General features: G+C 61.2%; 22 protein-coding genes and 1 pseudogene. 8 read left to right on the top strand and 15 right to left on the bottom strand.

Annotated features, from left to right (window positions below; genetic code table 11):
- Positions 1-7: 7 nt before the first annotated feature.
- Positions 8-586, bottom strand: coding sequence for a helix-turn-helix domain-containing protein (locus tag ABCW43_RS20870; RefSeq protein ID WP_345927968.1), 579 nt, complete (start codon positions 584-586; stop codon positions 8-10).
- Positions 587-768: 182 nt separating this feature from the next.
- Between ABCW43_RS20870 and ABCW43_RS20865 the strand changes: the two genes are divergently transcribed.
- Together ABCW43_RS20865 and ABCW43_RS20860 are read left to right on the top strand one after the other, a co-directional pair.
- Positions 769-2,076 carry an MFS transporter gene (locus tag ABCW43_RS20865; protein WP_345927966.1) on the top strand — a complete coding sequence of 436 codons (1,308 nt, stop codon included), beginning with the start codon at positions 769-771 and terminating at the stop codon, positions 2,074-2,076.
- Between the two features lie 5 nt (positions 2,077-2,081).
- Complete coding sequence (locus tag ABCW43_RS20860; RefSeq protein WP_345927964.1) at positions 2,082-3,131, top strand: glutathione S-transferase family protein; 1,050 nt, start codon at positions 2,082-2,084, stop codon at positions 3,129-3,131.
- 243 nt (positions 3,132-3,374) lie between these two features.
- Here ABCW43_RS20860 and ABCW43_RS20855 read toward each other — a convergent pair whose 3' ends face one another.
- On the bottom strand, positions 3,375-4,232 hold the full coding sequence (locus ABCW43_RS20855; RefSeq protein WP_345927962.1) for a LysR substrate-binding domain-containing protein: 858 nt from the start codon (positions 4,230-4,232) through the stop codon (positions 3,375-3,377).
- 87 nt (positions 4,233-4,319) lie between these two features.
- On the opposite strand from ABCW43_RS20855, the gene ABCW43_RS20850 reads away from it, so the two are divergent.
- On the top strand, positions 4,320-5,021 hold the full coding sequence (locus ABCW43_RS20850; protein ID WP_345927960.1) for a haloacid dehalogenase type II: 702 nt from the start codon (positions 4,320-4,322) through the stop codon (positions 5,019-5,021).
- Positions 5,022-5,037: 16 nt separating this feature from the next.
- Positions 5,038-5,829, top strand: a complete 792-nt coding sequence (locus ABCW43_RS20845; RefSeq protein ID WP_345927958.1) for an aldolase — start codon at positions 5,038-5,040, stop codon at positions 5,827-5,829.
- A 48-nt stretch (positions 5,830-5,877) separates the two neighbouring features.
- Here the strand turns inward: ABCW43_RS20845 and ABCW43_RS20840 are convergent, their stop codons facing one another.
- The gene (locus ABCW43_RS20840) at positions 5,878-6,798 is read right to left on the bottom strand and encodes a LysR family transcriptional regulator (protein WP_345927956.1); all 921 of its coding nucleotides are present in this window, start codon (positions 6,796-6,798) and stop codon (positions 5,878-5,880) included.
- Positions 6,799-6,895: 97 nt separating this feature from the next.
- Between ABCW43_RS20840 and ABCW43_RS20835 the strand changes: the two genes are divergently transcribed.
- Genes ABCW43_RS20835 through ABCW43_RS20825 form a run of 3 tightly spaced genes read left to right on the top strand, consistent with a single transcriptional unit; the run spans position 6,896 to position 8,895 of the window.
- Positions 6,896-7,687: an SDR family NAD(P)-dependent oxidoreductase gene (locus ABCW43_RS20835; protein WP_345927954.1), complete on the top strand. Its 792-nt coding sequence runs from the start codon at positions 6,896-6,898 to the stop codon at positions 7,685-7,687.
- A 13-nt stretch (positions 7,688-7,700) separates the two neighbouring features.
- Positions 7,701-8,003 carry a putative quinol monooxygenase gene (locus tag ABCW43_RS20830; protein WP_345927952.1) on the top strand — a complete coding sequence of 101 codons (303 nt, stop codon included), beginning with the start codon at positions 7,701-7,703 and terminating at the stop codon, positions 8,001-8,003.
- A 49-nt stretch (positions 8,004-8,052) separates the two neighbouring features.
- Positions 8,053-8,895 carry a type 1 glutamine amidotransferase domain-containing protein gene (locus ABCW43_RS20825; protein ID WP_345927950.1) on the top strand — a complete coding sequence of 281 codons (843 nt, stop codon included), beginning with the start codon at positions 8,053-8,055 and terminating at the stop codon, positions 8,893-8,895.
- Between the two features lie 817 nt (positions 8,896-9,712).
- On the opposite strand, the pseudogene ABCW43_RS20820 reads toward ABCW43_RS20825, so the two are convergent.
- The 8 genes and pseudogenes from ABCW43_RS20820 to ABCW43_RS20785 form a co-directional block, all read right to left on the bottom strand.
- A pseudogene (locus tag ABCW43_RS20820) lies at positions 9,713-9,850 on the bottom strand (nucleotidyltransferase); the annotation flags it as partial.
- A 269-nt stretch (positions 9,851-10,119) separates the two neighbouring features.
- A complete protein-coding gene (locus tag ABCW43_RS20815) occupies positions 10,120-12,228 on the bottom strand; it encodes a beta-galactosidase (protein ID WP_345927948.1) in 2,109 nt (702 codons plus the stop codon).
- 109 nt (positions 12,229-12,337) lie between these two features.
- Positions 12,338-13,129, bottom strand: a complete 792-nt coding sequence (gene otnI, locus ABCW43_RS20810; RefSeq protein ID WP_345927946.1) for a 2-oxo-tetronate isomerase — start codon at positions 13,127-13,129, stop codon at positions 12,338-12,340.
- An 11-nt stretch (positions 13,130-13,140) separates the two neighbouring features.
- Positions 13,141-14,847, bottom strand: coding sequence for an ABC transporter ATP-binding protein (locus tag ABCW43_RS20805; RefSeq protein ID WP_345927944.1), 1,707 nt, complete (start codon positions 14,845-14,847; stop codon positions 13,141-13,143).
- Between the two features lie 10 nt (positions 14,848-14,857).
- Positions 14,858-16,048 carry an ABC transporter permease gene (locus ABCW43_RS20800; RefSeq protein ID WP_345927942.1) on the bottom strand — a complete coding sequence of 397 codons (1,191 nt, stop codon included), beginning with the start codon at positions 16,046-16,048 and terminating at the stop codon, positions 14,858-14,860.
- A gap of 10 nt (positions 16,049-16,058) precedes the next feature.
- Positions 16,059-17,045: an ABC transporter permease gene (locus ABCW43_RS20795; protein ID WP_105429641.1), complete on the bottom strand. Its 987-nt coding sequence runs from the start codon at positions 17,043-17,045 to the stop codon at positions 16,059-16,061.
- Between the two features lie 106 nt (positions 17,046-17,151).
- Positions 17,152-19,260, bottom strand: coding sequence for a family 10 glycosylhydrolase (locus ABCW43_RS20790; RefSeq protein WP_345928191.1), 2,109 nt, complete (start codon positions 19,258-19,260; stop codon positions 17,152-17,154).
- 88 nt (positions 19,261-19,348) lie between these two features.
- Positions 19,349-21,274: an ABC transporter substrate-binding protein gene (locus ABCW43_RS20785; protein ID WP_345927939.1), complete on the bottom strand. Its 1,926-nt coding sequence runs from the start codon at positions 21,272-21,274 to the stop codon at positions 19,349-19,351.
- Positions 21,275-21,445: 171 nt separating this feature from the next.
- Between ABCW43_RS20785 and ABCW43_RS20780 the strand changes: the two genes are divergently transcribed.
- Positions 21,446-22,495, top strand: coding sequence for a LacI family DNA-binding transcriptional regulator (locus tag ABCW43_RS20780; RefSeq protein ID WP_345927936.1), 1,050 nt, complete (start codon positions 21,446-21,448; stop codon positions 22,493-22,495).
- Between the two features lie 42 nt (positions 22,496-22,537).
- On the opposite strand, the gene kduI is transcribed toward ABCW43_RS20780, so the two are convergent.
- The 4 genes from kduI to pglA all read right to left on the bottom strand — a co-directional run bounded on the left by kduI (position 22,538) and on the right by pglA (position 26,910).
- Positions 22,538-23,386, bottom strand: a complete 849-nt coding sequence (kduI, locus tag ABCW43_RS20775) for a 5-dehydro-4-deoxy-D-glucuronate isomerase (protein WP_345927934.1) — start codon at positions 23,384-23,386, stop codon at positions 22,538-22,540.
- Between the two features lie 84 nt (positions 23,387-23,470).
- Complete coding sequence (locus ABCW43_RS20770) at positions 23,471-24,097, bottom strand: class I SAM-dependent methyltransferase (protein ID WP_345927932.1); 627 nt, start codon at positions 24,095-24,097, stop codon at positions 23,471-23,473.
- A gap of 143 nt (positions 24,098-24,240) precedes the next feature.
- Positions 24,241-25,389 (bottom strand): glycoside hydrolase family 88/105 protein, encoded by a 1,149-nt coding sequence (locus ABCW43_RS20765; RefSeq protein ID WP_345927930.1) that lies wholly within the window; start codon positions 25,387-25,389, stop codon positions 24,241-24,243.
- 6 nt (positions 25,390-25,395) lie between these two features.
- Positions 25,396-26,910, bottom strand: coding sequence for a polygalacturonase PglA (pglA, locus tag ABCW43_RS20760; RefSeq protein WP_345927928.1), 1,515 nt, complete (start codon positions 26,908-26,910; stop codon positions 25,396-25,398).
- Positions 26,911-26,912 lie beyond the last annotated feature (2 nt).

Below are 26,912 nucleotides of genomic sequence, written 5' to 3'. Positions count from 1 at the left end.
GCGCCTGCTATTTGCCAGCGATGACGATGAAGATACGGTTGAGATCCTTGCGTCCGCGGATGACATGCTTCAGTCGTCCGGGAAATTGAAGATAGTCGCCTTCGGCCAGGATCATCACCTTGTCCGCAACGCGAATTTCGACTTCCCCATCGAGCACATAGAAGCTTTCCTCACCGCCATGATGCGCCTCATTGATGCGTTCGGCATTGGCTTGCATTTCCAGGATGAACGCATCAAGGCCCGTGTTTTCCGTCGGCCTGCTCAGCGTCACGAAACCGTAGCCGCCGTCACGTACCTCCGTATGATGCAGCTTGCGTTCTTCCCGGCGAACAAGGCGGAAGGTATCGTCGTCCACCTGTTCTCCGAGCAGGGACGACACCGACGTGTTGAGCACTGCGGCAAGACGCAGCAACGCAGCAACGGAAAGCGCCTTCTCGCCCCTTTCGAAGCGGGAAAGATGTCCTTTGGTCAGACCCGTCAGTTCCGCCACCCGGTCGAGCGTGAGATTGCGCCTCTGGCGTAGTGCCCGCGCCTGGGGGCCGAAGTCCGAAGCCGCGTTGGCAATGGAATGAGAGGGTGTGTTCATCAGGCGGTTCCTGTTGTCCTGTAGAAAACTGCAGCGCACATAGCACAGGCCGCTGCAGGCTCTTACCGAAATTTATGATCGGGTTCTGTTAACTATTCCTTTTTCGCACTTGCGAAAACCATGCCTCCGAGCTATCGGTACCCTATAAGACAACATAGTTGTCTAAAAATAAGGGGAACGTCATGAATGATACAATTGCTGCCGTGCCGGCAGATCGCACCGCCGTGTCAAAAAACGGCAAGCTCATCAAGGTTGGTGCCGCCACAATGGCGGGGACCATCATCGAGGGTTTTGATTTCCTCGCCTATGGCACCGCGGCCGCCCTGGTCTTCAATCACCTCTACTTTCCATCCGACAATCCGGCCACGGCGACATTGGCAGCATTTGGCGCCTTTGCAGCGGGTTTCTTTGCGCGCCCGCTTGGAGGCATGATCTTTGGTCATTTTGGCGATCGCGTCGGGCGCAAGGCGATGCTTTCGCTCAGCCTGCTGCTGATGGGGATCGCGACGGTGCTGATCGGGCTGCTGCCAACCTATGCGCAAATCGGTATCTGGGCGCCGGTTCTGCTGGTCACCCTGCGGCTGGCGCAGGGGATTTCCTTTGGTGGCGAGCTGGCGGGGGCCATGCTCATGGCCGTCGAACATGCGCCTGCTCGGCAGAAAGGGCTCTTCGGCAGTCTTCCCCAGATGGGTTCCCCTCTTGGATTGCTGTTGTCCACCGGGGCCTTTGCGCTGGTGACGCGCTTGCCGGAGGAAAGTTTTATGAGCTGGGGTTGGCGTCTTCCGTTTCTTGGCAGTGCACTACTGGTGATAATTGGCATCTTCATCCGCTCCCAGATCGATGAGACTCCGGAATTCGAAGCGTCAAAGTCGAAGGCGGCCAAGGTGATGCCGCTGGTGGAGGTTCTCCGTCATCACCGAAAGGCGCTTCTTTTGACGATTGGCGGCAAGCTCGCGGAAGTGACCCTGTATTTCACGATCGTCGTCTTTTCGATCTCCTATGCGAACACGGCCCTTGGCTTTTCTCGTGCGGATGTACTGAACGCCCTCATGCTCGGCGCGGCTTTGCAGGTCGTGACCATCCCTTTTTTCGGCTGGCTTGGTGATCGCGTTGGCGCACGGCGTGTTTACGTCACCGGCGGCATATTGCTGGCAGTGATGGCTATGCCGCTGTTCATGCTGATAGGCTCTGGTTCACTCTATAGCTTCAACATTGCCATCGTCCTGGCGCTAACGCTCAATTATGCGAGCATGTTTGGGCCGCAGTCGGCATTGTACAGCGCACAGTTTTCCGCCGAAGTTCGCTATACCGGTATGTCGCTCGGCATCCAGATTGCTGCGGCTCTCGGTGGCGGATTGGCACCGGTCGTGGCAACGTTGCTGGTCGGATCCTTCGGCAGCATTTCAGCCGTTGGAGTCTACATCGTTGCCCTGGCCCTGTTGACCACCGTTTGTGCGATCGCCATGACCGCCCCAGCGAAGGGGGATTGAAGTTCATGCTGCTTTACGATTTCCCCCGATCCGGAAACTGCCACAAGATTCGTATGTTCCTTTCCATGCTCGGCATGGACTACGAGAAACGTTACGTGGATCTTCTGGCAGCGGAACAACTGGCACCGTCGTTCGAGAGCCGGAATCCCCTAAGGCAGGTTCCCGTTCTCGTCGACGGTGACACGGTCATGCGGGACAGCCAGGCAATCCTCGTTTATCTCGCCAGCACATATGGTCGGCAATGGCTTCCCGCTTCTCGGGAAGGCTTGGGCCACGCAGCGGAGTGGCTCGCTTTTGCGGGGAAGGAGATTGCCACCAGCCTGCAGCCCGCACGTCTCTATCACCTGACTGGCTTAAAAACCGATATCGAGACAGCGGCACGCGCGAGTGAGCGGGTGCTGTTTATTCTGGAAATGCATTTGCAAAACCAGTCGTGGCTTGTCGAGGGCCTTCCGAGCGTGGCCGATATCGCCTGCTTTCCCTATGTGGCGCTTTCGCATGAGGCGCAGATCTCGTTGTCTGCCTACCCGGCAGTCCGCGCCTGGATCAACCGGATCAGGGCACTCCCCGGATATGTTGAGATACCCGGACTGGAGGGGGCAGCGCAACTGCCATTCAGATATCCCGATCGACTACCTTTCATGTCGGCAAACTGGATGGCACTGGCCCGGGAGATGTTGCAGGCGAGCCTGATCGACGCACCGAGCCTCCGCCAGGGTACCGTCCGGATACTGGAGCGCCTGCGTAACGCGCCAACGAATCTGGCTTGCTGCCGAGGCGGCGAGGCGAGGCTGTTCATCGGCGTTGAGAATGATCATGCCGACGTGGCATGTTTCGGGTCAAGCGGTCGTGAGAACGACATCGAAATCGTGTGTGAATGGGAAGACGCCCAGCGCGCCGCCCTGATGCACGCAGGCCCCGAACTCGATGCGTTCAGGGCCTGGCAACTATCGGAAAAGCGGGTTTCCATTTGCGGTGACGTGCGCCCGGTGAGCGCCCTGCTTGGCGCAGTTCATGAACGGCTTGCAGGCCGTAGCCAGGCACACGAGGGGTGAGTGCCTCCGCGCCGACAGATGATACCTCATACGAGCTCTCCGCCAGCCTGTCTAACCTTCGGCATAGATGGGCATCTCTGGAATCAAAGCTGCCAATGGCTTCGATCGCAATGGGAGAGAGTGCCACAGCAACGCTGATCAGCGTTTGCTGTCTGGCTCGAGCTGCAGATCGAAGGTTTGAAGGCGGCGCTTCGTCGCTCTTGAGTCGGCGGCAAGACCACCTGCACGCCATCGTCGGGGACACTATGAGCCCAGATTATCCGCCAGAAATTGCCCGACGGACTGGGCTTCTGCAGAGAGGCTCGCCCGTCCTTTCACCAGCGCCATCTCGGACGCGGGCTGATCACCAAACCCATCCAACAGTCCGAGTCGTCGGTGTTCGGCAAGCACTGCGTCGGAAGGAAGGAGACTGATCCCGAGGCCAGAGGCGACCGCCGCCTGCACACCCATCAGGCCCTGGCTGGTATAGGCGATTCGCCAGCGGCGACCGCTGCGCTCGATCGCACGGATGGCGCGATCCCGGTAGATGCAGCCGACGGGAAACACCGCGAGTGGAACCGGATCCGCCTCGACAGAACGCGTGGCACTTTCCACCCAGATCAGTTCTTCTTTCCAGCTCGCGAGACAGGCCCCATCTCCGGGCTCGCGCTTGATCAGCGCCAGATCGATCTCGCCCGCATCTAGCAGGCGGCGAAGTTCGGTGCTCCATCCGCTGACCGTGTCAAGCCTGATATGAGGAGACGCCGCAGAGAATCCCGACAGCAGATCGATAAGACGCGGCCCGGCGAAATCTTCTGGTACGCCAAGACGGACCGTGCGCGGAGCCGAAGGTTTTCGCATGACCTCGGCGGCCTCATCCGCCATGGCAAGTAATTTACGCGCATAGCTCAGCAGCAACTCGCCGGCTTCCGTCGTTTCAACAGTTCCGGTCGATTTATCCCGATGCAGCAGCAAGGTGGCCAAATTGACCTCCAGCTTCTTGATCTGCTGGCTCACCGTCGATTGTGTCAGGTGTACCCGTTCGGCCGCCCTGGTGAAGCCGCCGCAGTCGATGACCGCGACAAATGTCTTCAGGAGATCCAGATCGAAACCAAAGCTCATTTGCTTTCCTAATGATTTGTATAAGGAGATTTAATTTCTCAATCTGCTGGGGCTTTGTCAATCTCGGGAAAATCTAGGAGAAGACATATGACCCTGACTGGCCCCAAGCCGACTTGGCTGACCTTTGATTGCTACGGAACCCTGATTCAATGGGACGAAGGACTGCTTGCAGCAATGGACAGGATCCTGTCCGCAAAAGGTGGCGATATCGATCAGAGGGCCTTCATCGCGGTTTATGACCGGCAGGAACATGCACTGGAAGCGGAGCGTCCCCACCGAACTTTTGCCGAGGTCAGCGCCCTTGCCCTGGAACGGGCGATGGCCGAATTCGGCCTTCCGTTTGAGGCTGCGGATGCCGAAATCCTGACATCCTCGATCGGCAAGATGCCGCCGTTTCCTGAGGTGGTTGCATCCCTTGGAAAGTTGAAAGACGCAGGTTTCCGCCTAGCGATCATCTCCAACACCGATGATGCCATCATTGCTGGAAACGTGGTCCAGCTTGGTGGCCACATCGACCGCGTCATCACGGCTGAGCAGGCCGGTGCCTACAAGCCTTCCAGCCAGACATTCCATCACGCATGGAAAAGTCTTGGCATCGGTATGGACGACCTCCTGCATATCTGCGCCAGCCCGCATCTGGATCTTGCAGCGGCGCGCGAACTTGGCTTTCGTGCTGTTTGGGTCGATCGTGGCACTGGTCGCATACCCCTGGAAGATTACCGACCAAATGGAATCGTCCCGACGCTCGACACGGTACCTACCATCCTTGCCGAAGCAGGCTGGATGTAACAATAAGGAGACAAGCATGGCGCATGAGCTGAATGTTTCGAAGGCGAACTCTGCACTTCGGCGCAATATGTCGCTGGATACCGGCGAGATATGGCAAGCACGTGTCGATCTTGCCGCTTGCCTTCGCATGGCGGCGCGTCTTGGTCTTGAAGAGGGTATCTGCAATCATTTCTCCTCCGTCGTGCCCGGCCATCCCGACCTCTTCATCGTCAATCGCCTGGGCTGGGCGTTTCAGGAGGCGACAGCCTCGTCGCTGCTGATCTGCGATTTCGAGGGCAATGTGGTTGCCGGCGATGGGGTGCCGGAAGCAACCGCATTCTATATCCATGCGCGGCTGCACAAGATCGCGCCGCGCGTGGGAGCTGCGTTTCACACTCATATGCCGAACGCCACCGCGCTCAGCATGGTGGAAGGCGAGCCATTGGTCTGGGCAGGCCAGACCGCACTCAAGTTCTATGGCCGCGTCGCGGTCGATGAGAACTACAACGGCCTTGCTCTGGACGAAAGCGAAGGCGACAGGATCGCCGCCGTGCTCGGAGACAAGGATATCCTGTTCATGAAAAACCATGGTGTGATGGTCTGCGCGCCGAACATTGCCGAGGCCTGGGATGACCTCTACTATCTGGAGCGCGCCGCCGAGGTTCAGTTGAAGGCGATGTGCACTGGTCGCCGCCTCCTGCCGGTCTTGCCTGCTGTCGCGGCTGAAGCGGCGCGACAGATGCGGGAAGGGGACCCGGAAAGCGCCAGGATGCATCTTGAGAGCATCCGGCGAGTGCTTGACCGGCAAGAGCCAGAGTATCGCGATTGAAGAGAATTGCGAGGTAACTTGAAGCTCGCATTCCTCCTTCTCTCCGGGTCAGGATGTGCCGTTCAGCAGCGGTGACTTGCCAAGTGTCGCGACCATATGCTCGATGAAGGCACGGACGCGGTGGGGGAGGGGACCACCACCAACGTAGACGGCATGCACCAGTTCAAGATCGCCTGGATTGAAGTCTTCGAGCAGTGGGATCAGCCGCCCTGCCGCGATGTCGTCGGCCACATGGAACAGGCCGACGCGGGCAACGCCCGCGCCGGCCAACGCCATTTGCTTCATCGTCTCGCCGTTATTGACGACGATGCTGCCTTTGACCGGTTGCGCGATGTCCCGGTCATGGTCACGAAACGGCCAGGACGGCCTTGCTCGCCGAAAATTGAAGGTCAGGCAGTCGTGCTGCGCGATGTCCTCGGGCGTTTCCGGCGAACGCCGGCGCGCCAAGTAGTCGGGTGACGCACAGACCACCCGCCGGCTTTGACCAAGTTTGCGTGCGATCAGTCCGCTATCCGGCAGATTTCCCATGCGGATGGCGACATCGGTTTTCTCAGCGACCAGGTCGACAATGCCGTCGGTGAAACTGAGGTCAACGATCAGATCGGGATTGCGCGCAATGAACTCCGGAATAGCCGGTGCGACGAACATTGTTCCAAAGGGTATTGTGGTGTTGATTCTGAGCCGTCCGCGAACCGCTCCTCCCGCAGCCTCCTGATCCGCATCATTCAGGTCCTGCAGGATCCTCAGGGCCGCATGGTGATAGGCCTCGCCCTCTTCCGTCAGCGTCAGAGCACGGGTCGTTCGCACCAGGAGGCGCGTGCCAAGCCTGGCTTCCAGACGTGCGATCAATTTGCTGACCGCCGATGGCGTGATGTCCAGGTTGCGGGCGGCGGCGGAGAATCCCCCATCCTGAACAACGCGGGCAAATACTTCCATTTCGCCGGAGCGTTCCATCAGGATACGTGGCATTGATGATCCTAGTTCACAGGTGCATGTCTTTCCCAGGCAATAGTACCTCTGGCTGATAAATCATAAATTGTCCCCAGCAACAATCTGGAGACACGTCATGGATCTGCAACTGAATGGAAAGACCGCCCTCGTGACCGGTGCCACCGCCGGCATTGGCCTTGAAATCGCCCGCGCGCTCGCCAACGAAGGCGCGCGTGTCGTCATCACCGGGCGCGACCGCGCCAAGCTCGACAGCGCGATTGCGGCCATTAAGGCATCCGGCGGATCGGACATCTCTGGCATTCTGGCAGACGCCGCCAGCGTCGAGGGTGCCGCGAACATCGCGAAGGCCGAACCTTCGGTCGATATCCTCGTCAACAATCTCGGCATCTACGAGAGCAAGGCCTTTGGCGACATCACCGACGCCGATTGGAGCCATCTGTTCGACGTCAATGTCATGAGTGGCGTGCGCCTGTCACGGACCTATCTTCCCGGCATGCTGGAGCGCAGCTGGGGCCGGATTATCTTCATCTCGAGTGAGTCAGGCCTCGCCATCCCTGAGGACATGATCCACTACGCAACAAGTAAGACGGCGCAATTGTCGATCTCGCGTGGATTGGCGCAACTGACGCGCGGTACCAATGTCACGGTCAATTCCGTGCTGCCTGGACCGACCCGTTCGGAGGGCATCGAGGACTTCCTGCGCAGTCAGGCAAGCAACCCGTCCGCGCCCATCAAAGAGATCGAGGCCGAATTCTTCGCCAACGCCCGCGCAGCTTCTATCCTTCAGCGCATGGTGGAAGCGGAGGAGGTTGCAAACCTCGTTGCCTATCTTGCTAGCCCCCGCTCATCCGCCACGAACGGTGCAGCCCTTCGTGCCGAAGGCGGTCTCGTCAACACCATCGCTTGAGAAGGTGCTACCCATGTCAAACAAGCCTTTGACCATCATCGCCATCACCACCGCCAAGCCCGGCAAGGAAGCGGCCCTTGGCGCCGCCCAGGAAAAGCTGGTCACCGAGACTTTGGCCGAAGACGGCTGCCTTCGTTACGAGTTGCATCAGTCGCTCGATGATGGACGCGTGCGCATCTTCGTCGAAACCTGGGCAAGTGAGGACCAGTGGCGCGCACACATGCAGGGCGCCGCCATGCAGCGGTTTCAGGCGAGTGGCGTCGGTGAATATTTCGCCGATTTCGCCCTGCACCGGCTGACCAAGGTCGCTGGCTGAGCATCCACCTCTTCATTCCCAATCAAATTTAGCGTTAGGAGACAAACCCATGAAGCCTCTGCGCAGCCTCGCCATTGCCCTCGCGCTCGGGGCAAGCACCATCAGCGCCCACGCCGGAAACGTGCTGATCGTCCTGTCCGATTCCGACCGCCTCGACCTGAAGGACGGCAAGGTGTTCAAAACCGGCTTCTACCTCAATGAACTGATGCAGCCGGTTCAGGCGCTGCGCGACGCCGGCCATGAGATCACTTTCGCCACTCCGAAAGGCACCGCGCCTTCCGTTGACGTGACCTCCATCGACAGGATGTATTTTGGCGGTGATGAAGCGGCGATGAAAGCCAGCGAAGCGCAGCTGTCGGAACTGGGCCTGATGTCGCGCGAGAAATCGCCTGTCATCAGCCTCGCTCGGGTCGAACAGATCGGCTACGACCATTTCGACGCTGTCTATGTGCCGGGCGGTCACGCGCCTATGCAGGATCTTCTGGTGAGCTCCGAACTCGGCAAGCTGCTGACGCATTTTCATGAAAACGGCAAGACGACGGCGCTCGCCTGCCACGGACCGATCGCGCTTTTGTCCACGCTGCCGGACGCACAAGAGTTCGTCAAGACGTTCGAGACGGCGGGAACCGCAAAGGCGCAAACGGACTGGATCTATGCCGGCTACAAGCTCACGGTCTTCAGCAACCAGGAAGAGGAAATGGCCAAGGGACTGCTGGGTGGCGGCGAAATGAAATTCTATCCGCAGGATGCGCTCACACAGGCGGGCGGTCAATTCAGTCGGGCTGATGCAGCTTTCTCCGCACATGTCGTGACTGATCGGGAACTGATCACCGGTCAGAACCCCGCCTCCGCCCCGGCTGTGGCACAAGAGCTACTGGACCGATTGAAGTAATATCTGTCGCCGCCGCTTCATCGGGGGATATCGGCCAGGGCTCTATCGCATATGTGGATCAGCCCCCATAACCCTTCATCGTGAACGGCTCGTCGACCCATCCACCCTTGGGTATTCTCCAAGGCGCCATGCATGCTTCGATCGGGTCGAAACCCGTAGGAAAAGTATTCAAGCCGCGTCGGCCCGGCGATCCATGTCCACAGATCATTCCTCCGTCATGCAAGCCTAAACGTCTTCCTGCTTCCCTTCGCCCTGTGCACGGCTTTCCCGTCCCCCGACTACAACGGAAGCTCCGCCCTCGGGTTCGTTCTTCTCCGGCCGTCGCAGCTAGCCCAGTTCCTGCTGGGCGGGCGATCCGAGTTCCCGTGTTCCGGTTCCTAACCTTGGTGTCGGTAGGTGGTGAGCTCTACCCCAGACAATTCGGGAGGAAAGGCAATGGAGAGTGCCCCTTCCTCGAGTGCGCTTTCGGCGCACCCAGCAGCGAAGAATTACAAGCCCCGCCGCTTCAGATTGCTTGGCCCTCTCGCCATCATGATTTGAGGGCGTGGTTCGGTAAAGACAGAGGCTTCCAGCACTCACTTCGTTGCCTCACCATAGACACTGCGGTAGCCCGGCCTACGGCTGATGGGCCGTATCCGTTTCATTTAAGACCGATCTGCTGATGACACCCCGCCGGCGACGCCCGGCCGAGCTTTTCGATCCCCTTCCGTCTACTACTCTCTGTAGAGGGATGACATTCCAGTCACCGGTCAAGAACCAGCCAGGTTAGGAGGCTATCTTTCTTGCATGATAACCTCCCGTGCCTTCACGGCGCACCATAGGAACCGAACAGGATGATCTTCAGGATCCGGCCACGCTTCTTGAAGTCGGCCGTCCCCTCCTTCAGGGCGTCCTCGAATTCCTCAAGGAGGATGTCCAGAGCCCGGTTGAGTTCTCGCTGTTTGCGCAGTGGCATATGATCGAGGGATGACTTCACATGGACGGCGATGATCCTCAGAAAGGACAGGAGCTGCTTTTGCAATACGAATGGTTGCGTCGTTTGCTTCTACACACACGGCACGGCGCACGGAAGCAGGGATCGGCAAAGAAGACAGGGTCAGGCGGTAGGCTTTCATCGCCCCCTGCGCATGATCGAACATCCCCTTAAATTCCGGATCGACCATGCCCTTACTGGCCGTTCTCCCTGTAACGTAAGGTTTGAGCAAGGTGAGGCGCGGACCGATGTCATTCGAGCGGCAGGATCAGGACGTCGCGGGCCGGCACCTCGATCATGCCGCCGCCATGGTCGTGTCCGACGGGCCAGACGGCCTTGCCGGGGGCAAGACGCCCATGGCCTTCGGCGAGCTTGACTTCGGTCAGCTGCGCCGAGCGGGTCGGATTGACGAGCCAGAGGAAGCTACCCTTCTCGCTGCGGTGGATACGCGCGAACAGCGCCTTGTTCGACAGGGTCGCATGCGGCGCGCAGCCGCTCCAGCGCAGCAATTCGGCAAAGAAGGCGCCGTTCGCCTTGCCCTGCGACTTGTAATAGGCGACCGACGGGTTGGTGCCGATCAGCAGCGTGCGGCCCTTGCCATAGGTGCTTTCGACCACGGCGAGCCGACCGTCGTCGAAATTGCCGCGCGCGGTGCCGCCGGTGAGCACATAGGATTGCAGGAAACCTCCCCCATCGACCGCCGCCCCGTCCAGCTCGAAATGGATGCGGTCGCCGAGATCCGGCATGAACTCGACCTGATCCTCCCGGGCGCCAAAAACCTTGTCCAAGCCCATGTTCGGCTGCACCTGGCCGACATGGCCGCGGTCGCCAAAATAGCCGGGGCAGGCCTCGGCAATCAGCGTGCCGCCCTTTTCCACCCAGGCGGCGAGACGTTTTGCCTGCTCGGCGGTGAACATGATCGGATAGGGGAAATAGAGGCGGTCATAGGCGTCGATATCGTCGATATGCACCCAGTCCGGCTGGACGCCGTTTTCGAGGAAGGCGCGATATGCCCCCCACATGGCTTCCGGATAGGGCTTTTCCTTGCGGTCGTAGTTCAGGAGGTAATCCCATTCCTGGGTCTCGGGAATGACCAGGATGCCGATTTCGCCGCGCACCGGCTTTGCCTCCCAGAGGGCGGCCTGTGCCGGATCGTTCGCCCATCTCGCCATGTCGCTCTGCATCGTCGAGCGCGGCGTGCGGGAACCGTCCATGCCATATGCGCCGAACGCGCCGAAAAGCGGCCCGTCGAGCAGCGGCCGCCAGCGCAGGTTCAGCACGCCGCGGGCGCCGCCCGCAAACGAGGTCATGCTCCAAAGGCGAATATCCTCGGGCTCGGCGACGCGGCCGTCGTCCTTGTCGCGGCCGATAACCTGCGGCTGCAGCCAGAGCGGCCCACCCTGTCGCTCGGCATGCCAGAAGGGTTTTCCTCGGGCGGCGGCGCGGTTGATGTCAACGCCGTACCAGTTCTTCCAGGCCTCCGACCCCTTGCGGGCCTGGATCCAGGTAAAGCCGTAGATCTCGACCTTGGAGGCGGCCAGCCAGTCGTCGCAGCCGTTGGCCGCCATGTTGGGGATCGCACCTGATATGCCGTGGGCGGCGATGGTGTTCTTCGGGTCGACGGCGCGGATGGTGTCGATGCGCCATTGCATCTGGTCGTAAAAGTTGTCGCGCTTGAACTGCAGCCAGTCGATGCATTCGGGATAGGGCGCCATGTGCACCGGCGGTTCGACATCCTCCCATTCCGCATAGCTGTAGCGGTGCCAGGCCTTGGCGAGCACTTTCAGCGTGCCGTATTTCTTCTCCAGCCAGGTGTGGAAGGCGGACTTCGCATAGCTGCTGTAATCGACATCGGCGGAATAATTGCACTCGTTCCAGACGTCGTAGCCGTAGATCGCCGGATGGTCCTTGTAGCGGGTGGCAAGCGCGGTGAGGAACCTGCCGGCCGCCTCCTTCACTTCAGGGCAGTTGAGCGTCAGCGCGCCGGCACCGCCGCCGTTGTTCGAAAACCCACCGGTTGCCGCCGACACGCCCATATAGGAGCCGAGCCTGGTGCCGTCGGCATTGACCTGCAGTGCATCGGCATATTTGCGCACCGCCCAGTCGGGCACGGCGTGAATGAGCTCGGCGATGACCGTCTTGATGCCGTTCTTGGCAGCGAGGTCCATCTGTCGGTCGTATTCTTCCCAGTCGTAGACACCGGGCGCGGTCTCGATCGCACTCCACATGAACCAGTGGCGGAAGATGTTGAGGCCGTCCTCGCCGGCCGTCGTGTAATCGCGCTCCCAGTCTTCGCGGGGCGGGTTGGACTTGCGGAAATAAACGGCGCCGTAGGGGAATTTGATATCGTGTCTGAGCATGGTCCTGTCCTTCTTCATCGATGTTCGGACATGGCTCCGCCCTCCGGAGAAAGGCCCCGGTCTGGAAGCGGCGAAGATGGTGTCCGGTTAGTTCGGAAAAGCTTTGATCTTAGCGAGGCCCTCCGGCGAGATGGGGCTTCATCCACGTCAGGCCGTCGCTGGTGCCGGCCTTCGGTCGATATTCGCAGCCGACCCAGCCGTCGTAGCCGAGGCGGTCGAGTTCGGGGAGAATGAAATCGTAGTTGATTTCGCCCATGCCAGGCTCGTTGCGGCCGGGATTATCGGCGATCTGCACATGAGCGATCCTGTCCTTCAGGCGGATGAAGGTCGGGATGAGGTCGCCCTGCATGATCTGCATGTGGTAGAAATCGTACTGGATATAGAGATTATCGGAGCCGACCTTGTCGAGGATGCGCTCCGCGTGGTCGGTCGTTGACAGGAAGAATCCGGGGATATCGCGCAGGTTGATCGGCTCGATCAGCAGCTTGACGCCGGCATCGGCGCAGCGCGGGGCGGCGTATTTCAGGTTGTCGACCAGCACTTTTTCCAGAGCCTCGACATCCACACCCTTTGCCACGAGGCCGGAGATGACGTTGACTTGGCCGCAGCCGAGCGCCTTGGCATAATCCAGCGCGAGCGCCACGCCATCGCGGAATTCCTGGACACGGTCCGGCAGGCAGGCGATGCCGCGCTCGCCGCCGGCCCAGTCGCCCGAAGGTACGTTGAAGAGCGCCTGGACGAGGCCGCTTGCCTTCAATGCATCGACGACCTTCTCTTTTGGCTCGGCATAGGGACCGAGATATTCGAGCCCGCCGAAACCATCGTTCGCGGCGGCCGCGAAACGATCGAGGAAGGGGAGGTCCTGGTAGAGGAAGGAGAGATTGGCGGAGAATTTCGGCACTGCACTGTCCTTTAGAGAACGGGTGCGACAAAGCGGTGCCGGTGCAGCATGCGCTTGTCGCGGGGGTCAGGATTGGGAACGGCGGAAATCAGGCTCTTGGTATAGGCCTCCTGCGGCGCGGTGCAGATCTGCTCGGCCTCGCCGAGTTCGACGATCTTGCCGCGATGCATGACGGCGACGCGGTCGCAGAAATAGCGCACCACCGAAATGTCGTGTGAGATGAAGATGAAGCTGAGGTTCAGACGCTGGCGGATATCCAGCAGCAGGTCGAGGATCTGGCTGCGGATCGACACGTCGAGCGCCGATGTCGCCTCATCGGCGATGATGATGCGCGGGTCGAGCGCCAGCGCCCGGGCAATGCCGATGCGCTGCCGCTGGCCGCCGGAAAAGGCATGCGGATACCGTTCCATGCCCATCGGATCGAGCCCGACGAGACGCATCAGTTCGGCGACGCGCTCTTCGAGCGCCTTGCCCTTGGCGAGGCGGTTGACGATCAGCGGGTCGCCGATCACTTCCTTGACCGTCATGCGCGGGTTGAGCGAGGCGAACGGATCCTGGAAGACGAGGCGGACTTCCCGGTGGAAGCCGCGCAGCTCCTTCTTGGTCAGGCTGGTGACTTCGACCTCGCCGCCGTCCTTGTTGCGGTAGATGACGCTGCCCGTCGTCGGCTCGACGGTGCGCAGGATCAGCCGGCCGAGCGTCGTCTTGCCCGAGCCGCTTTCGCCGACGATGCCGAGGTTTTCACCAGTATAGAGATCGAAATTGGCGTCGTCGACCGCGCGTAGCGAACTTGCCTTGCCGTGCCAGCCGAAGGTCTTGCCGAGATTGCGGACCGAAAGGATCGGCTGCCGCGGCTGCGACGACGCGGCCACCGCCGGCATCCGGCCTTCGACATGGCGGGTCAGCTTCACCGTCGAGGCGAGAAGCTGCCGCGTATAGGGATGTTGAGCCTCATGGTAGATCGCATCGACCGGGCCGCGCTCAACGATACGGCCGAAACGCATGACGGCGACCTCATCCGCCACTTCGGCGACGATGCCCATGTCGTGGGTGATCAACAGCATCGCCATGCCGCGTTCCACCTGCAGCCGCTTGATCAGGTCGAGGATCTCGGCCTGGGTGGTGACGTCGAGCGCCGTCGTCGGTTCGTCGGCGATCAGGATATCGGGATTGCCGGCAAGCGCCATGGCGATCATCGCACGCTGCCGCATGCCGCCGGAAAATTCGAACGTGTAGCGGTCCGCCATCTGTTCCGGATTGGGGATTTCCACCTGGCGCAGCAGTTCGACCGTTTTCGCCCGTGCGGCGCGCTTGTCGAGATCGCTGTGCAGGCGCACGGCTTCGATGATCTGCGAGCCGATCGTATGGACCGGTGATAGCGAACTCATCGGTTCCTGGAAGATCAAACCGATCCTGCGGCCGCGGATGGCGCGCATGGCCTGGCCATCCGGATCGAGCCTGACGATATCGGTGATCTCACTGCTGTCGCGCAACAGGATGCGCCCGCCGACGATGCTCCCGGGGCGATCGACGATCTGCAGCAGCGCGCGGGCGGTGACGCTCTTGCCCGAGCCGCTTTCGCCGACGAGGCAGAGCGTCTGGCCGCGCTTCAGGTCGAAACTGACATTCTCGACGGCATGCAGGATATGGGTTCTCAACCGGAAATCGATCGAGAGGTTTTCGACGGAGAGGACGACGTCTTCGGCAGGATCGGTCATGGTTTCCTCGTCAATTGTCATAGGGATCGGCGGCATCGCGAAGGCCGTCGCCGAAGAAATTGAAGGACAGCACGGCGACGATCACCGCAAGCGAAGGCCAGATCAACAACCATGGCGCGGTCGCGACCGTTCGGATGTTCTGGGCGTCCTGCAGCAGAACGCCCCAACTGACGACCGGCGGTTTCAGGCCGATGCCGAGGAAGGAAAGCGAGGTTTCGGCAACGATCATGGTCGGCACGGCGAGCGTCACGACGGCCAGAATATGGCTCGTCAGCGACGGCAGGATATGGCGGAAGATCAGCCGCTTTTCGCTCGATCCGTCGAGCATGGCGGCGGTCACGAAATCCTCGCTTCGCAGCGCCAGGAAACGGCCGCGCACCTCGCGCGCAAGGCTGGTCCAGCCGAGCAGCGAGACAATGATGGTGATGACGAAATAGACGTTGACCGGCGACCATGTCAGCGGGATCGCCGCCGCAAGGCCAAGCCAGAGCGGGATGGTCGGCATGGCGCTGACCACCTCGATCATGCGCTGGATCACCGTATCGACCCAGCCGCCGTAAAAACCCGATATCGAGCCGAGCACGACGCCGAGAACGAGCGACAGGACGACGCCGACGAGGCCGATCGACATGGAAATCCGCGTGCCGTAGACCAGCCGCGAGAAGACGTCGCGCCCGAGGCGGTCGGCGCCGAGCAGATACATCGGGTCGTTGGGGTTGATCGGGCCGATCAGGTGGCGGTCCATCGAGATCAGGCCCCAGAGTTCGTAGCGGGCGCCTTTGACGAACAGGCCGACCGGGACGACCTTTGTTTCATCCACGACAAAGGTGCGCCGCAGCGCCACCTTCTCGATCTCCACCTTGTAGCCCTTCACATGGAAATTGAACTCGGAACTGCCATCCGGCTTGGTGACGAAGAAACTCAAGCCCTGCGGTGGCGCGTAGGTATATTGCGGCCGCGAGGTCGAAGGCAGGCTGGGCGCCAGGAATTCGGCAAACAGGCCGATCAGATAGAGGATCAGGATGACCGCACCCGCGAACATCGCCACCTTCTGCCGGACCAGCTTGCCGGCGATCAGCCTCCAGGGGCCGACGGTTGCGGTCGAAACGGTCTTGCCGGCCTTCAGCGGACTGATCGAAGGGCCGTCGGCGACTGTGTGAACGGGGCCGGAATAGGTTCCGAATGTCTCGTGCGTGCTCATGCGGCCTCCCTCAATTGAACCGGATGCGCGGATCGAGCAGCGCGAGCAGCAGATCCGAAAGCAGCATGCCGACAAGGGTGAGGGCACTTAAAAGCAGGATGAAACTGCCGGCGAGATACATGTCCTGCGACACCAGCGCCCTGAACAGCAGCGGCCCGGCGGTCGGCAGGTTGAGCACGATGGCGGTGATCGTCACACCGGACACCAGATGCGGCAGCACCCAGCCGATCGCCGAGACGAACGGGTTGAGGGCGATTCGCACCGGATATTTGAGGATGACCTTGTATTCCGGCAGGCCCTTGGCGCGAGCGGTGATCACATAGGGTTTGTGAAGCTCGTCGGTCAGGTTGGCGCGCAGGACCCGGATCAGCGCCGCCGTTCCCGAAGCGCCGATGATGATGATCGGGATCCACAGATGGGCGAGGAAATCGCCGACCTTGGCAAGGCTCCAGGGCGCTTCGGCATATTCGGGAGAGTTGAGGCCGCCGACGCTTTGGCCAAGATAGCGGTAGGCGACATACATCAGCACCAGCGCCAGGATGAAGTTCGGCACGGCAAGCCCGATAAAGCCCAAAAAGGTAAAGACGTGGTCGCTGATGGAATGGCGCCGGACGGCGGAATAGATGCCGATCGGCAGTGCGACGATCCAGACGAACAGCAGGCTTAAGAGCGAGATGACCAGCGTCGAACCCATTCGGCCCCAGATCAGGCCGGAGACGGGCTGGTTCCATTCGAACGAATGACCGAAGTCGCCGCGGCTGACGATGCCCCAGATCCACTTGAGATACTGGATATAGAAGGGATCGTCGAAGCCGTAGATTTCCTTCAGCCGCTCGATCTGGGCCGGATCGACGGCCTGGCCGCTGTCGCTCATCGTGGCGATCATCGACGTCAGGTAGTCACCCGGCGGCAGCTGGATGATCAGGAACGATATCAGCGACATGCCGAACAGGGTCGGGATCATGTAGAGCACGCGCTTGAAGATATAGCCAAGCATCGGAATAGTTCTCCTCCCGTTGAGAGCGTCGCTTGGGCGCCCCTTCGGATCTCCATCCGCCCTCGGCCTCTCCAGGCCGAAAGCGTTCCTCCATTTGTCTCCCACCTTATTTCCAGGTGAGATGCAGCACTTCCAGCCTCTCTATTCCCGGCACGTCCACCTCCGCGCGCCCGTCCTTGACGACGAAGCCTGCCGCCCTGTCCGCAACGACCAGCCAGGCCTTCGCAACCGATTTGCCGCTTGGAACTTCCACCGAAACGGCCTGGGTCGCCAGAGGATAATTTTCGCGTATCGGGCCTTTCATCATCATCGGGTTGGTGAGGTTGAAGAGGCTGAGGGCGATACCTTCGGTGTTTTCGCGCAGGGCAAGGTCGATGACGCCGGGGCCCTTGACGGTGACGCGCGGGGTCTTGCCGAGCGCCCAATGAACGGCGTTGGACAGCAAGCGGGCGTGATCCACCGCAAAGACTTCCCAGAAGATTTCGCCGATATTCCAGGGAATATAGACGGTGCGGCCGCCCTTGCCGGTTTCGCGGGCGATGACCGCTGCCCCTTCCGGAGCCTTGCGCGGGTAGACTTCCTCCATGGGAAGGTCCGGGAAATCGGGAACGTAGAGAACGGGTGTTTCGGCGCCCGCAACCGGCTCGACATGGATCAGGCGCGTGCCGCCCATGATCCGCTCGGCGCCGTCAAAACCCTTGTTGACCGGATGGTCGCCGGACAGCGCCACATAGGTGTTCTTGACGATGCCGCGCGGGCCTGAGACGAATTTTGCGCCGAGCACGTCCGACAGGCCGAATTCGGGCCGCGTCTTGCCGAACTCGTCGCGAAGCGAGGTCTCGTAGGAGGCGACGACGCTGCCGCCGCGTGCCACATAGGCGCGGATCGCCTCGTTCTGGGCATCCGAAAGGCAGGCGGCATTGGCAAGGATGATGACCTTGAAGCGGTCGAGATTGTCCTTGGTCAGCACCTGATCGGACAAAAGCTCGAAGGGCAGGCGCGCCTCGACCAGGGCGTGGTAGATGCCGAGATCGTGTTTTTCCGCCGCGTGGCGGTCTTCCGGCGCCCAGTGGCGCAAGGTGGTGGAGGGGTCGATCACGGCGATTTCCGCCGTCGGCGTCATGGTTTCGATCACCGGCTCGACGGCCGACTGCAGCACGAAAGCCTCGGCGACCGGCTCCACCCAACGCTTGTCGGGCACCACGCCGTTGAATTTCGTGAACCAGGCGAAAAGCCCGTGGGCCGTGCCGTTGTTGATCCACAGCTGCATTTCCTCGCCCGAGGTCACCGCATCCTTCCAGCGGTATTCCTCCTCCGGGCCGATCGAGGTGATCAGCACCACGGGGCGATCGGCAAAGGTAGCGCGGATGCGCTTGCCGTTGCGCCCCGCCGACCAGCCGAGCTCCAGACCCTTGCGGCCCTGGTGGTCGACGACGAGGAAGGGGCAATGTCTGGTGATGACGGAGAGGTCGAACTCCATCAGCGACGCGCCGCTCATGTTCGGGATGAAGCTCGCATGCGGCCGGATGGCTTTGACCGCGTCGTCCCACTGAGCGATCACGTCGGTCAGCACGCGGCGGCGCCATTGCAGCCAGGCCTGCCAGGCCGGGTCTTCGGCATCCGCCTTTTTCGGCAGGGCGAAACCGGACATGTCCTTGAAGCGGCGGGCGCTGTTCTCGCTGTAGTCGACACCATGCCCTTGCCAGCGATTGGCAAAGATCGCGTCAATATCGTATTCCCGGACGGTCTCCTTCACCACCTCCGGCATGAACACCGAATTGTAGTCGCCATAGGCATTGGTGACCCAGACATCCGGATAGGCCCAGTGGCGGCGGGGCGTGCCGTCGGCATTGATCATCACCCATTCCGGATGCGCCTTGGCTGCATCGTCATGGATGGCATGCGGATCGACGCGGGCCATGACATGCATGTCGAGCTTGCGGGCCGCATCGACGAGCGCGCCGAAAATGTCCTTGTCGCCGAGATATTGGCTGACGTAGTGATAGGGGACCTTGCTTGGATAGTAGGCGATGTAACCGCCGGCACTAAGGCATAGGGCGTTGGATTTCGTGCGCTTGAAGACGTCGATCCAGAAGGCGGGGTCGTATTTTTCCGGATCGTCCTCGACGAAGGTCAGCTGAGTCCAGCGCGTCGCGGTCCTGTACCAGTCGGGAGTTCGCAAGGTGTCGGTGTTCTGTCGTCTCGCCTCGAGCATGATAGGCATCCAGTTGTCGGAAAAAGGGACTCCGTGGCGCCGGCCAGCTTGCGCCGGCGCCTGGAAAACATCGGAATGTGCGAGGCCTTCAGACCTTGTAGAACTGCTCCGGCATGGTCGGGGCAGGGGTCGGCCAGCCGAACGAATTCGGCATGGTCTTGGTGATGTTCTTCATGTTGTTCTTGACGATGCCGTAGCCGTCCGGGGGCTGCGAAATGCCGAAGACATAGAAGTTGTCGGCGGCCCCCTGCAGGATCTGTTTCATGATCTCGCGCTGGCCCGCCTGGTCGGATGTCGCCTTCAGCTTGTCGTAGAGCGCAAGCAGCTTTTTCGTGTCCTCCGGCGGTTCCTCGGCATTGGCGTTCTTGGGATCGAGATACCAGAGCTGCCACGCCGGGGCATACATCGCGTTGCTGTCGGTCGGCACGTAGTAGCGCGGATCGAGCATCGCCGCGACGCCGCCATTGGCGCCGAACTGATGCGCGGTCGCGTCGAAGTCGCGGCCCTGCCGGACGCGTGTTTCCCAGAGAGAACGATCCATGGTGCGCATCTGCGCATCGATGCCGACCGCCTGGAACATCGGGATCGCCAGCTGGAAGAGATCCAGAAAGATCGGGCGGGCCTGGTCGATCTCGAAGATGATCGTCAGCCGCCGGCCCTTTTCGTCGAGACGGAAATTCTGGCTGTCGCGCTTCGGCACCAGTTCGTCCAGCATGGCATTCGCCTTGTCGACGCTGTACTCAGTGAACTGCTTGGCGAGCTGGTCGTTGTAGAGCGGATCGCCTTCCTTGATCGACGGCTGGGCGGACGCACCCTGGCCGACCAGCACCGCATCGATCAGCGTCTGACGGTCAAGCGCCGTTGAAAGAGCTGCGCGGAACGTCTTGTTGCGGAAGAGCTTTCGTTTCGTCTCGTCATTGTGGTTGAGGTTGAAGATGAAGTTCATGACGTTGGCCTCGGTGGAGGTCAGCGTGTAGAAATCATAGTCGCCCTGCTTGCGCGCGTCGTAGAGCACCGACTTGTTGTTCGGCGTGGCGATATACTGGTCCATCAGGTCGATTTCGCCCTGCATGCATTTCAAGAGCAGGACCTGCGGGTCGGCGACCATCTGGTAGACGATGCGATCCATATAGGGCAGCTGATTGCCCTCGGTATCGACCTTCCAATAATAAGGGTTGCGTTCGGCCACTACCCGCTCGGTATTCTCGCCCGGTGCGATCGTGAAATACCACGCGTTGAGGCAGGGCTTCTTCGAGGAATTGAGGAAGAAGGCGTTGTCGTCCTGGAAGCCGGAGGCCGACTGGAACGCGGCGATCCAGCTCTGGAAACCGCGGCTCTTGGCAAGCTCGTCTGCCTTTGGATTGTAGTCGATGTGGAACTGCTCGAGATAATGCTTTGGGCAGCGGGTCGTGTGATCCCAGTTGGACCAGGCGACTTGCAGCGGGAACATACCGTTAGGCTTCTCGAAGATCACCTTGAAAGTCTGTTCGTCGACCACTTCCAGCTTGGCGGGCTTGCCGGCGGTTTTCCAGTGGCCCTGGCTGGTGACGGCGACGCGCTTGTCGGTCAGCACGGTGTCGTACCAGAACTTGACGTCGGCGGTGGTGTAGGGATGTCCATCGGACCACTTCATGCCCTTGCGCAGGCGGATGGTGTAGACGGTCGAGTCCGCATTGCCTTCAAAGGCTTCCGCGACATTGAGCGTCACCCCTGACCAGTCGGGCGTGTAACGCAGGAGAGGCTCATAGGCCTGGTAGCGGAACAGCATGGAGAGTGAACCGCCTCCGACCAGCGCCAGCTTCCAATCGCCTCCGTATTTCCCAACGCTTTCAAGAGGTTTGACGACAAGGGGGTTGGCGGGCAGCCGATCCTTGACGGGAGGCAGGGCGCCACCGGCGACCTTGTCCTTCAAGAGGCCTGCCTCCTTGTAGTCGAGGGCTAAGGCCGGCAGGGCCGGCAAAATCAAAACGGCCGAACTCCCGGCCAGAAACGCACGACGCTTCAGCTTGATCATGAGTGTCTCCTCCACACAGTCCCCGCCGTTACCTATTATTTCCCTTGGGCGTGGATAACGAAAAGTTTGCATTCGAATACTGTTAGGTAAAGTGTTATGTAGAGTTGTTTGGGAAAATTGCGTTTTGCAGTGCAGCAGCGTAATCAGGCGGCAGCTGCGGAGGGATGGGAAATGAAGAGCAGGGGGCGGGTTACCTTACAGACCATCGCACGCGAGGTCGGCCTTTCGAAATATGCGGTGTCCAGATCGTTGTCCGGCAAGAGCGGCGTCAGCGAGGAAACCCGCGAACGGATCCGCGAAGCGGCCCTGCGCCTCGGCTATAGCAAGCCTGCCGGCCAGGCAGCGCCGGGCGATATCGCAGTGGTGTTTCACGATCTCGATCCGGTCAATAGCGAGCTGCACATGCAGATCCAGAACGGGGTCCAGGCAGAGGCGCACAGGCTCGGCATGGCTCTCCGGATGTTATGGACCCACAGCCAGGGCCAGCTTGAAGAACTGGCGCGCACCTGCGCCGGGCTGCTGCTGGTCGGGCCGCACGATCGCGAGGCGATCCGCGCCGCGATGGCGACGGGCACTCCGATCATCCGGTTCGGCTGGGTCGATCCGCTGGAGGATGCCGATCAGGTCTCCGGGACAGACCACGAAGCGGGGCAGGCGGTGATCCAATACCTGGTGGACCTCGGTCACCGTTCCATCGCCTATGTCCATGGCACCCCCGGCTATCGCGGCCGCCGCGAGCGTTTTTATGGCGCCCGCGAAATTGCCGAACGTCATCCGGATGTCACGTTGCACGTCTTGCAGTTCGAGGAGGAGAATGGTTTTGCCGAGGCCTATCGCCTACTGAAGGACAAGGGCGACCGGCCGACCGCCTTCTTCTGCGCGCATGACGGCTTGGCGCTCACCGTGGTTTCCGAACTCCTGGGCCAGGGTTATCGCATTCCCGATGACGTCTCGGTGGTCGGTTTTGGCGATTTTTCGCCGGCAAAGCAGATTTCGCCGGCGCTGACGACGGTGCGCATGGAGGGCCAGGAATGTGGAGCCGTCGGCCTGCGGCTCCTGCTCGAGCGGATCGAGAACCCGCGCCAGCCGGGAACCCCTGCCCGCAGGGTCCAGGTCGCGTCGAGGATCATCGAGCGCCGCTCCACCGGGCCATGCAGGGACCCGGTGCATCCAAGCGATCGCGCGACGCCTCGGCAGGAACCGCGCATCGTGTCCGTCTGACGGAGCAGATCGATGCCGTGGTAGCGAACCGACTTCGAGGGCCTATTTGAGGCTCTTCATGTCCACCATGTCCATATCGGTGAAGGACTGGTTGTCACCGGCCATGCTCCAGATGAAGGCGTAGGCGCCGGTGCCGGCGCCGCAATGGATGGACCAGGGCGGCGAGAGCACGGCCTGTTCGTTGCGGATGATCAGATGGTTAGTGGCCGCCGGCCGGCCCATCAGGTGAACGACGAAGGCATTCTCCGGCAGTTCGAAATAGAGATAGGCTTCCATCCGCCGGTCATGCAGATGTGCCGGCATGGTATTCCAGACGCTGCCGGTTTCCAGCCGCGTCAGCCCCATCAGCAGCTGGCAGGTCGGGAGCACTTTCGGATGCAGATACTGGTAGAGCTTGCGCTTGTTCGACGTGGCACTGTCACCGAGATTGTTCTCGATCGCGTCCGCGCTGCCGATGAACCGCGAGGGTAAGGTGGCGTGCGCCGGCGCACTGTTGATATAGAATTTCGCGGGCGCAAACGGGTTGTCGCTCTCGAAGAAGATTTCCTTCGTTCCCATGCCGAGATAGAGCCCGTCCATCGGCTGGAGCGCGTAAGTCAGGCCGTCGGCGATGACGCGGCCCGATCCGCCGATATTGATGAGGCCAAGTTCGCGGCGTTCCAAGAGGTAATCCGCGCCGACAAGTTTCGCCAGCTCGCTGCCGACGCTGAGGCCTTCCTGTGTCGGCGTGACGCCGGCTACCAGCATGCGGTCATAGTGGGTATAGACAGCCTGCAGCGTCCCCGCGACAAACAGATTCTCGATCACGAAATTCTCGCGCAAGTCCGCACTCGTCATGCGCTCCGACTGGCTGTAGTGAACGGCATGGCGCGTCCGGACATCGATCGTCATGGTCTGTTTTCTCCTGTTTCTCGGCGCGAGCGCGCTGGGTGGTATCTCAGTTTGATTCGGCTTCCAACCGAACGGGAAGTTCCGTCATGCCCGACCGGCCCGAACGCTCAGCCACCGATCATCAGGGCTTCCGACACACTGACGTATCTCACTGACAATCCAGCCGGCGTCTGTGAGTGCGGATCGCAGGGCAGGCTCGCGCCAGTACGTTTCGACGTAGCGCCGAGGCGTTGCAGCGCTGCCGTGTGTGGACACATCCTCGCCATCACCCTCTCTGACCGAGGCGTGCAGTCGGCCACCGGTCCGGGTCGCCTCGGCAAGTCGTCCAAGCACCGCACCGAAATCTTCGCGGGCGACGTGAATCAGGCAGGCACAGGCCCAGATCCCGTCGTACGGAGTGCTGGGACGCTGCGGGTCGGCCAGGTCGTCGGTCAGCGGGTCCAGCAAGTCGGCCTCGAAGCCACTCTCGCGAAGCAGTTCGACGAAACCCCTCGAAATGTCGGTGCGCCGTACGCTAATTCCCCGCTTCTCAAGCTCAAGCGCATCTCGCCCGCCGCCGCTTCCGATCTCCAGCACCCTACCCGAGCCATGCAGCTCGGTCACGAACGCATCGATTTCCGCCGCGACCCATTCGGGCATCGCTGCGGCTTCAGCAGCGTACCGCGCCGCGACCGCATCATAGGACAGCACAGTCTCCCTGTCGGTGCTCATCGTAGCGCTCCTCCCTCAAGGCAACGACCTCATCGAGCGGGAAGCCCGTCAGCCGGTTGCGCTTCTCACTTCTGGCGGCTGGTGACAACGCGGGCGTTTTGCTTCCCACCCATAGCAGAAGTTCGGTATGGGACACTACCGAACTAATATCGCTTGACGGCTGCGCTAAGCTCGACCTGATCCCCCAGCCGCGCAGACTGGGACATCATCGATTGCGTGTCCAGCAGCGTTTCCGCATAGGCCATCATCAGAGGTCCGACACCCTTGATGTCGTCGGGGCGGATTTCCTCGGAGAGGTAGTAGCCGACGGTGCCGTCGCGATAGCGGCCGTTGAAGCCTCCGAGACCTGCCACGCAACAGATATTGTGGAGCCTGCGCCTGCCATCCGCATCCTGCCGCAGCTCCTGTCCGGTCAGCGATTGAAGGCTCGCACGACCGGCCTCGGAAACGGCCGCGGGGCCGCCGAGCCGCGCGAGTTTCTGGAGAAAGTACGAAAACATCGCCGTGGCGGAACTTTCGGGATAGTTCTGCACCTCGTCCGGCCGGTCGATCACCTGCAGCCAGCGGTGATCGGCGGTGCGAAGGGCGATCAGCCGGGATGCCAGCGCCACAGCGCGATCGGTCAACTCCCGTCGCGACGCGCCAGGGGGCAGGTTTTCGATGATATCCACGAAGGCCATCGCGAGCCAGCCGATCGATCTTGCCCAATGGGCCGGGGAGAGGCCGCTTTCGGCATCCGCCCAAGCCTGTTGTCGGGCCTCGTCGTAGCCGTGGCGATAGAGATCCGCCTGCCTGTCGTGGGTCAGGTCGAGCGCCGTGGTGAATTGCCGGAGCGCTTCCTCGACGGCCTGGGGCCTTGAGGCCGCCTGGGCGTGTTCCACCTTGAAGGGCAGCGCCATGTAGAGCCCGTCCAGCCAGATCTGATGCGGGTAACGCAGCTTGTGCCAATAGACGTCGCTGCCGGTGCGCGGATGCGTTTCGAGCTGCCGCGCCAAGGGTGCGGCGGCATCGAGCCAGCGGCTTTCGCCCGTCAGCCGATAAAGAAACACGAGGGCGCGGCCGGGCAGGATATTGTCGATGTTGAACTCGTCGATCTCGTAGCCGACCAGCCGGCCCCGTGCATCGATCTGCTTGCTCACCAGACGGATCAGATGATCCAGCCATTGGCGCTCGCCGGTCGCTTCGTAAAGCGCGATCAGGCCGCGATAGAGGCAGCCGTCCTCGTAACACCAGGCTCCGCCTTTATAATATTCATAATCGCGTGCGTAGGTTTCGAAATAGTCTTGAAGCATCGGATTTCAGTCTTGGGCTGGATGAATCGAAACGGGAGAGAGACGCGCGAGACGGCTGAAAACAGTGTTCTCCGCAACGATCCCGGCATGCCGGAGCGGCAGGAGAAGAGACGCCATTTCCGGCACCTCGGCCTCGGCATCCGGCGCGAAGGAGACGGTGTAGTTTTCAAACGAGATGTCACGGATCGCTGCTTCCGGCAGACCGTAAAAAACCGCGGCAGCCGTTCGTGCGCCGGAGACTGTGACATTCTCGACGGAGATCGACCTTATGCTCGGCGTTTCCACGGAAACCGGCAGCGGCAGGCGGGACTGGACATAGTCCGATCGGCCATCGGTATCACAGAAATAGAAGGAATTGACGGCGACCGGCGTCGCCACGTCCTCCATGAAGCTGTCGGCAAGCCGGATGTCGGCGACCGTGCCGCCGCGTCCTCTGCGCGTCTTGATGCGCAGCCCGCGGTCGGTGCCCTTGAAGTGGCAGTTGCGGATGGCGATGTCGCGGATGCCGGCACTCATCTCGCTGCCGATGACGACTGCGCCGTGGCCGCGCTCCATCTGGCAGTTCTCGATCCGCACATGCTCGGTCGCGCGGTCCGGTCCGCCGCGCGGGCTGCGTTTGCCGGCCTTCAGGGCAATGCAATCATCGCCGACCGAGATGTGCAGGCCGATAAGACGGATGTCGGAGCTGCTTTCGGGGTTGAACCCGTCCGTATTCGGGGAATCCGGATCGTTCTCTATCGTGAGATTCGCGGCGATGAGCCGTTTGCAGAGAACCGGATGGACGGTCCATGACGGCGAATTGCGGATGGTGAGGCCGGAAAGCGAGACGTCCTCGCAAGCCGAAAGGAATATGGTGCGGGGGCGCCTGGCGCCCTGGCGTGTTTCCTTCGGCCAGGACCACCAATCACCACGGTCGCCGCCGCCGTCGATGGTGCCGGCGCCGGCAAGATGCACGTCGCGGCAGTCGATCGCATTGATCAGGCTGGCGTAACAGGCCTCCGCCGCGCCTTCCCATGTGCCGAGAATGCGGCTGTCCGGATGATGCGCTGGCAGGATCGGAAAGTCTTCCCTGTTGGCGATTGCTGCGAGCTCCGCGCCGTCGTCGATGAGAAGAGTCATGTGGCTTTTGAGGAAGAGGGGACCGCTCAGCCAACGACCGGCGGGTATCCTCAACGTGCCTCCGGGGGTGAGTGCCGCGATGGCCCGTTGGATCGCTTGTGCATTGTCCGGCGCCTCCCGCGTGGCACCGAAATCGCGGATGTCGATCAGGGCGGTTTCCCGCCGTGTGGCGAATTCGAGCCGGGCATCACCTGCATGGAAGAAGTAGGTTGTGCCCGGCTCCAGTTGGGTGACCGTGAAGGCGACAGCGTGCGTCACCCCCTCGGCCGCCAACGCGCCACCGATCTCCCGAACCTGCCAGGCAAGCGCGTCGTCGCGGGTGTGGAGACGCCTTTCGGCATCGACGCTGAAGGTCGCGCTGCGGGGCCCGGTGATCAGGAGTTCGATGGCGACGTCCGTCACGT

It is taken from the genome of Neorhizobium tunisiense (assembly GCF_039631515.1).
Taxonomy (GTDB): Bacteria; Pseudomonadota; Alphaproteobacteria; order Rhizobiales; family Rhizobiaceae; genus Neorhizobium.
Note: the sequence above shows the minus strand (reverse complement) of the source record. Positions and strands in the feature narration are given on the sequence as shown.

Bases quoted from the DNA above. Each gene is read 5' to 3' on its own strand.
- ABCW43_RS20860 (WP_345927964.1), top strand. From the start codon at position 2,082: ATGCTGCTTTACGATTTCCCCCGATCCGGAAACTGCCACAAGATTCGT.
- ABCW43_RS20830 (WP_345927952.1), top strand. From the start codon at position 7,701: ATGTCAAACAAGCCTTTGACCATCATCGCCATCACCACCGCCAAGCCC.
- ABCW43_RS20790 (WP_345928191.1), bottom strand. From the start codon at position 19,260: ATGCTCGAGGCGAGACGACAGAACACCGACACCTTGCGAACTCCCGAC.
- ABCW43_RS20870 (WP_345927968.1), bottom strand. From the start codon at position 586: ATGAACACACCCTCTCATTCCATTGCCAACGCGGCTTCGGACTTCGGC.
- ABCW43_RS20835 (WP_345927954.1), top strand. From the start codon at position 6,896: ATGGATCTGCAACTGAATGGAAAGACCGCCCTCGTGACCGGTGCCACC.
- ABCW43_RS20795 (WP_105429641.1), bottom strand. From the start codon at position 17,045: ATGCTTGGCTATATCTTCAAGCGCGTGCTCTACATGATCCCGACCCTG.
- ABCW43_RS20815 (WP_345927948.1), bottom strand. From the start codon at position 12,228: ATGCTCAGACACGATATCAAATTCCCCTACGGCGCCGTTTATTTCCGC.
- ABCW43_RS20850 (WP_345927960.1), top strand. From the start codon at position 4,320: ATGACCCTGACTGGCCCCAAGCCGACTTGGCTGACCTTTGATTGCTAC.
- ABCW43_RS20785 (WP_345927939.1), bottom strand. From the start codon at position 21,274: ATGATCAAGCTGAAGCGTCGTGCGTTTCTGGCCGGGAGTTCGGCCGTT.
- ABCW43_RS20845 (WP_345927958.1), top strand. From the start codon at position 5,038: ATGGCGCATGAGCTGAATGTTTCGAAGGCGAACTCTGCACTTCGGCGC.
- ABCW43_RS20780 (WP_345927936.1), top strand. From the start codon at position 21,446: ATGAAGAGCAGGGGGCGGGTTACCTTACAGACCATCGCACGCGAGGTC.
- ABCW43_RS20825 (WP_345927950.1), top strand. From the start codon at position 8,053: ATGAAGCCTCTGCGCAGCCTCGCCATTGCCCTCGCGCTCGGGGCAAGC.
- ABCW43_RS20865 (WP_345927966.1), top strand. From the start codon at position 769: ATGAATGATACAATTGCTGCCGTGCCGGCAGATCGCACCGCCGTGTCA.
- ABCW43_RS20770 (WP_345927932.1), bottom strand. From the start codon at position 24,097: ATGAGCACCGACAGGGAGACTGTGCTGTCCTATGATGCGGTCGCGGCG.
- kduI (WP_345927934.1), bottom strand. From the start codon at position 23,386: ATGACGATCGATGTCCGGACGCGCCATGCCGTTCACTACAGCCAGTCG.
- ABCW43_RS20855 (WP_345927962.1), bottom strand. From the start codon at position 4,232: ATGAGCTTTGGTTTCGATCTGGATCTCCTGAAGACATTTGTCGCGGTC.
- ABCW43_RS20800 (WP_345927942.1), bottom strand. From the start codon at position 16,048: ATGAGCACGCACGAGACATTCGGAACCTATTCCGGCCCCGTTCACACA.
- ABCW43_RS20765 (WP_345927930.1), bottom strand. From the start codon at position 25,389: ATGCTTCAAGACTATTTCGAAACCTACGCACGCGATTATGAATATTAT.
- ABCW43_RS20840 (WP_345927956.1), bottom strand. From the start codon at position 6,798: ATGCCACGTATCCTGATGGAACGCTCCGGCGAAATGGAAGTATTTGCC.
- ABCW43_RS20805 (WP_345927944.1), bottom strand. From the start codon at position 14,847: ATGACCGATCCTGCCGAAGACGTCGTCCTCTCCGTCGAAAACCTCTCG.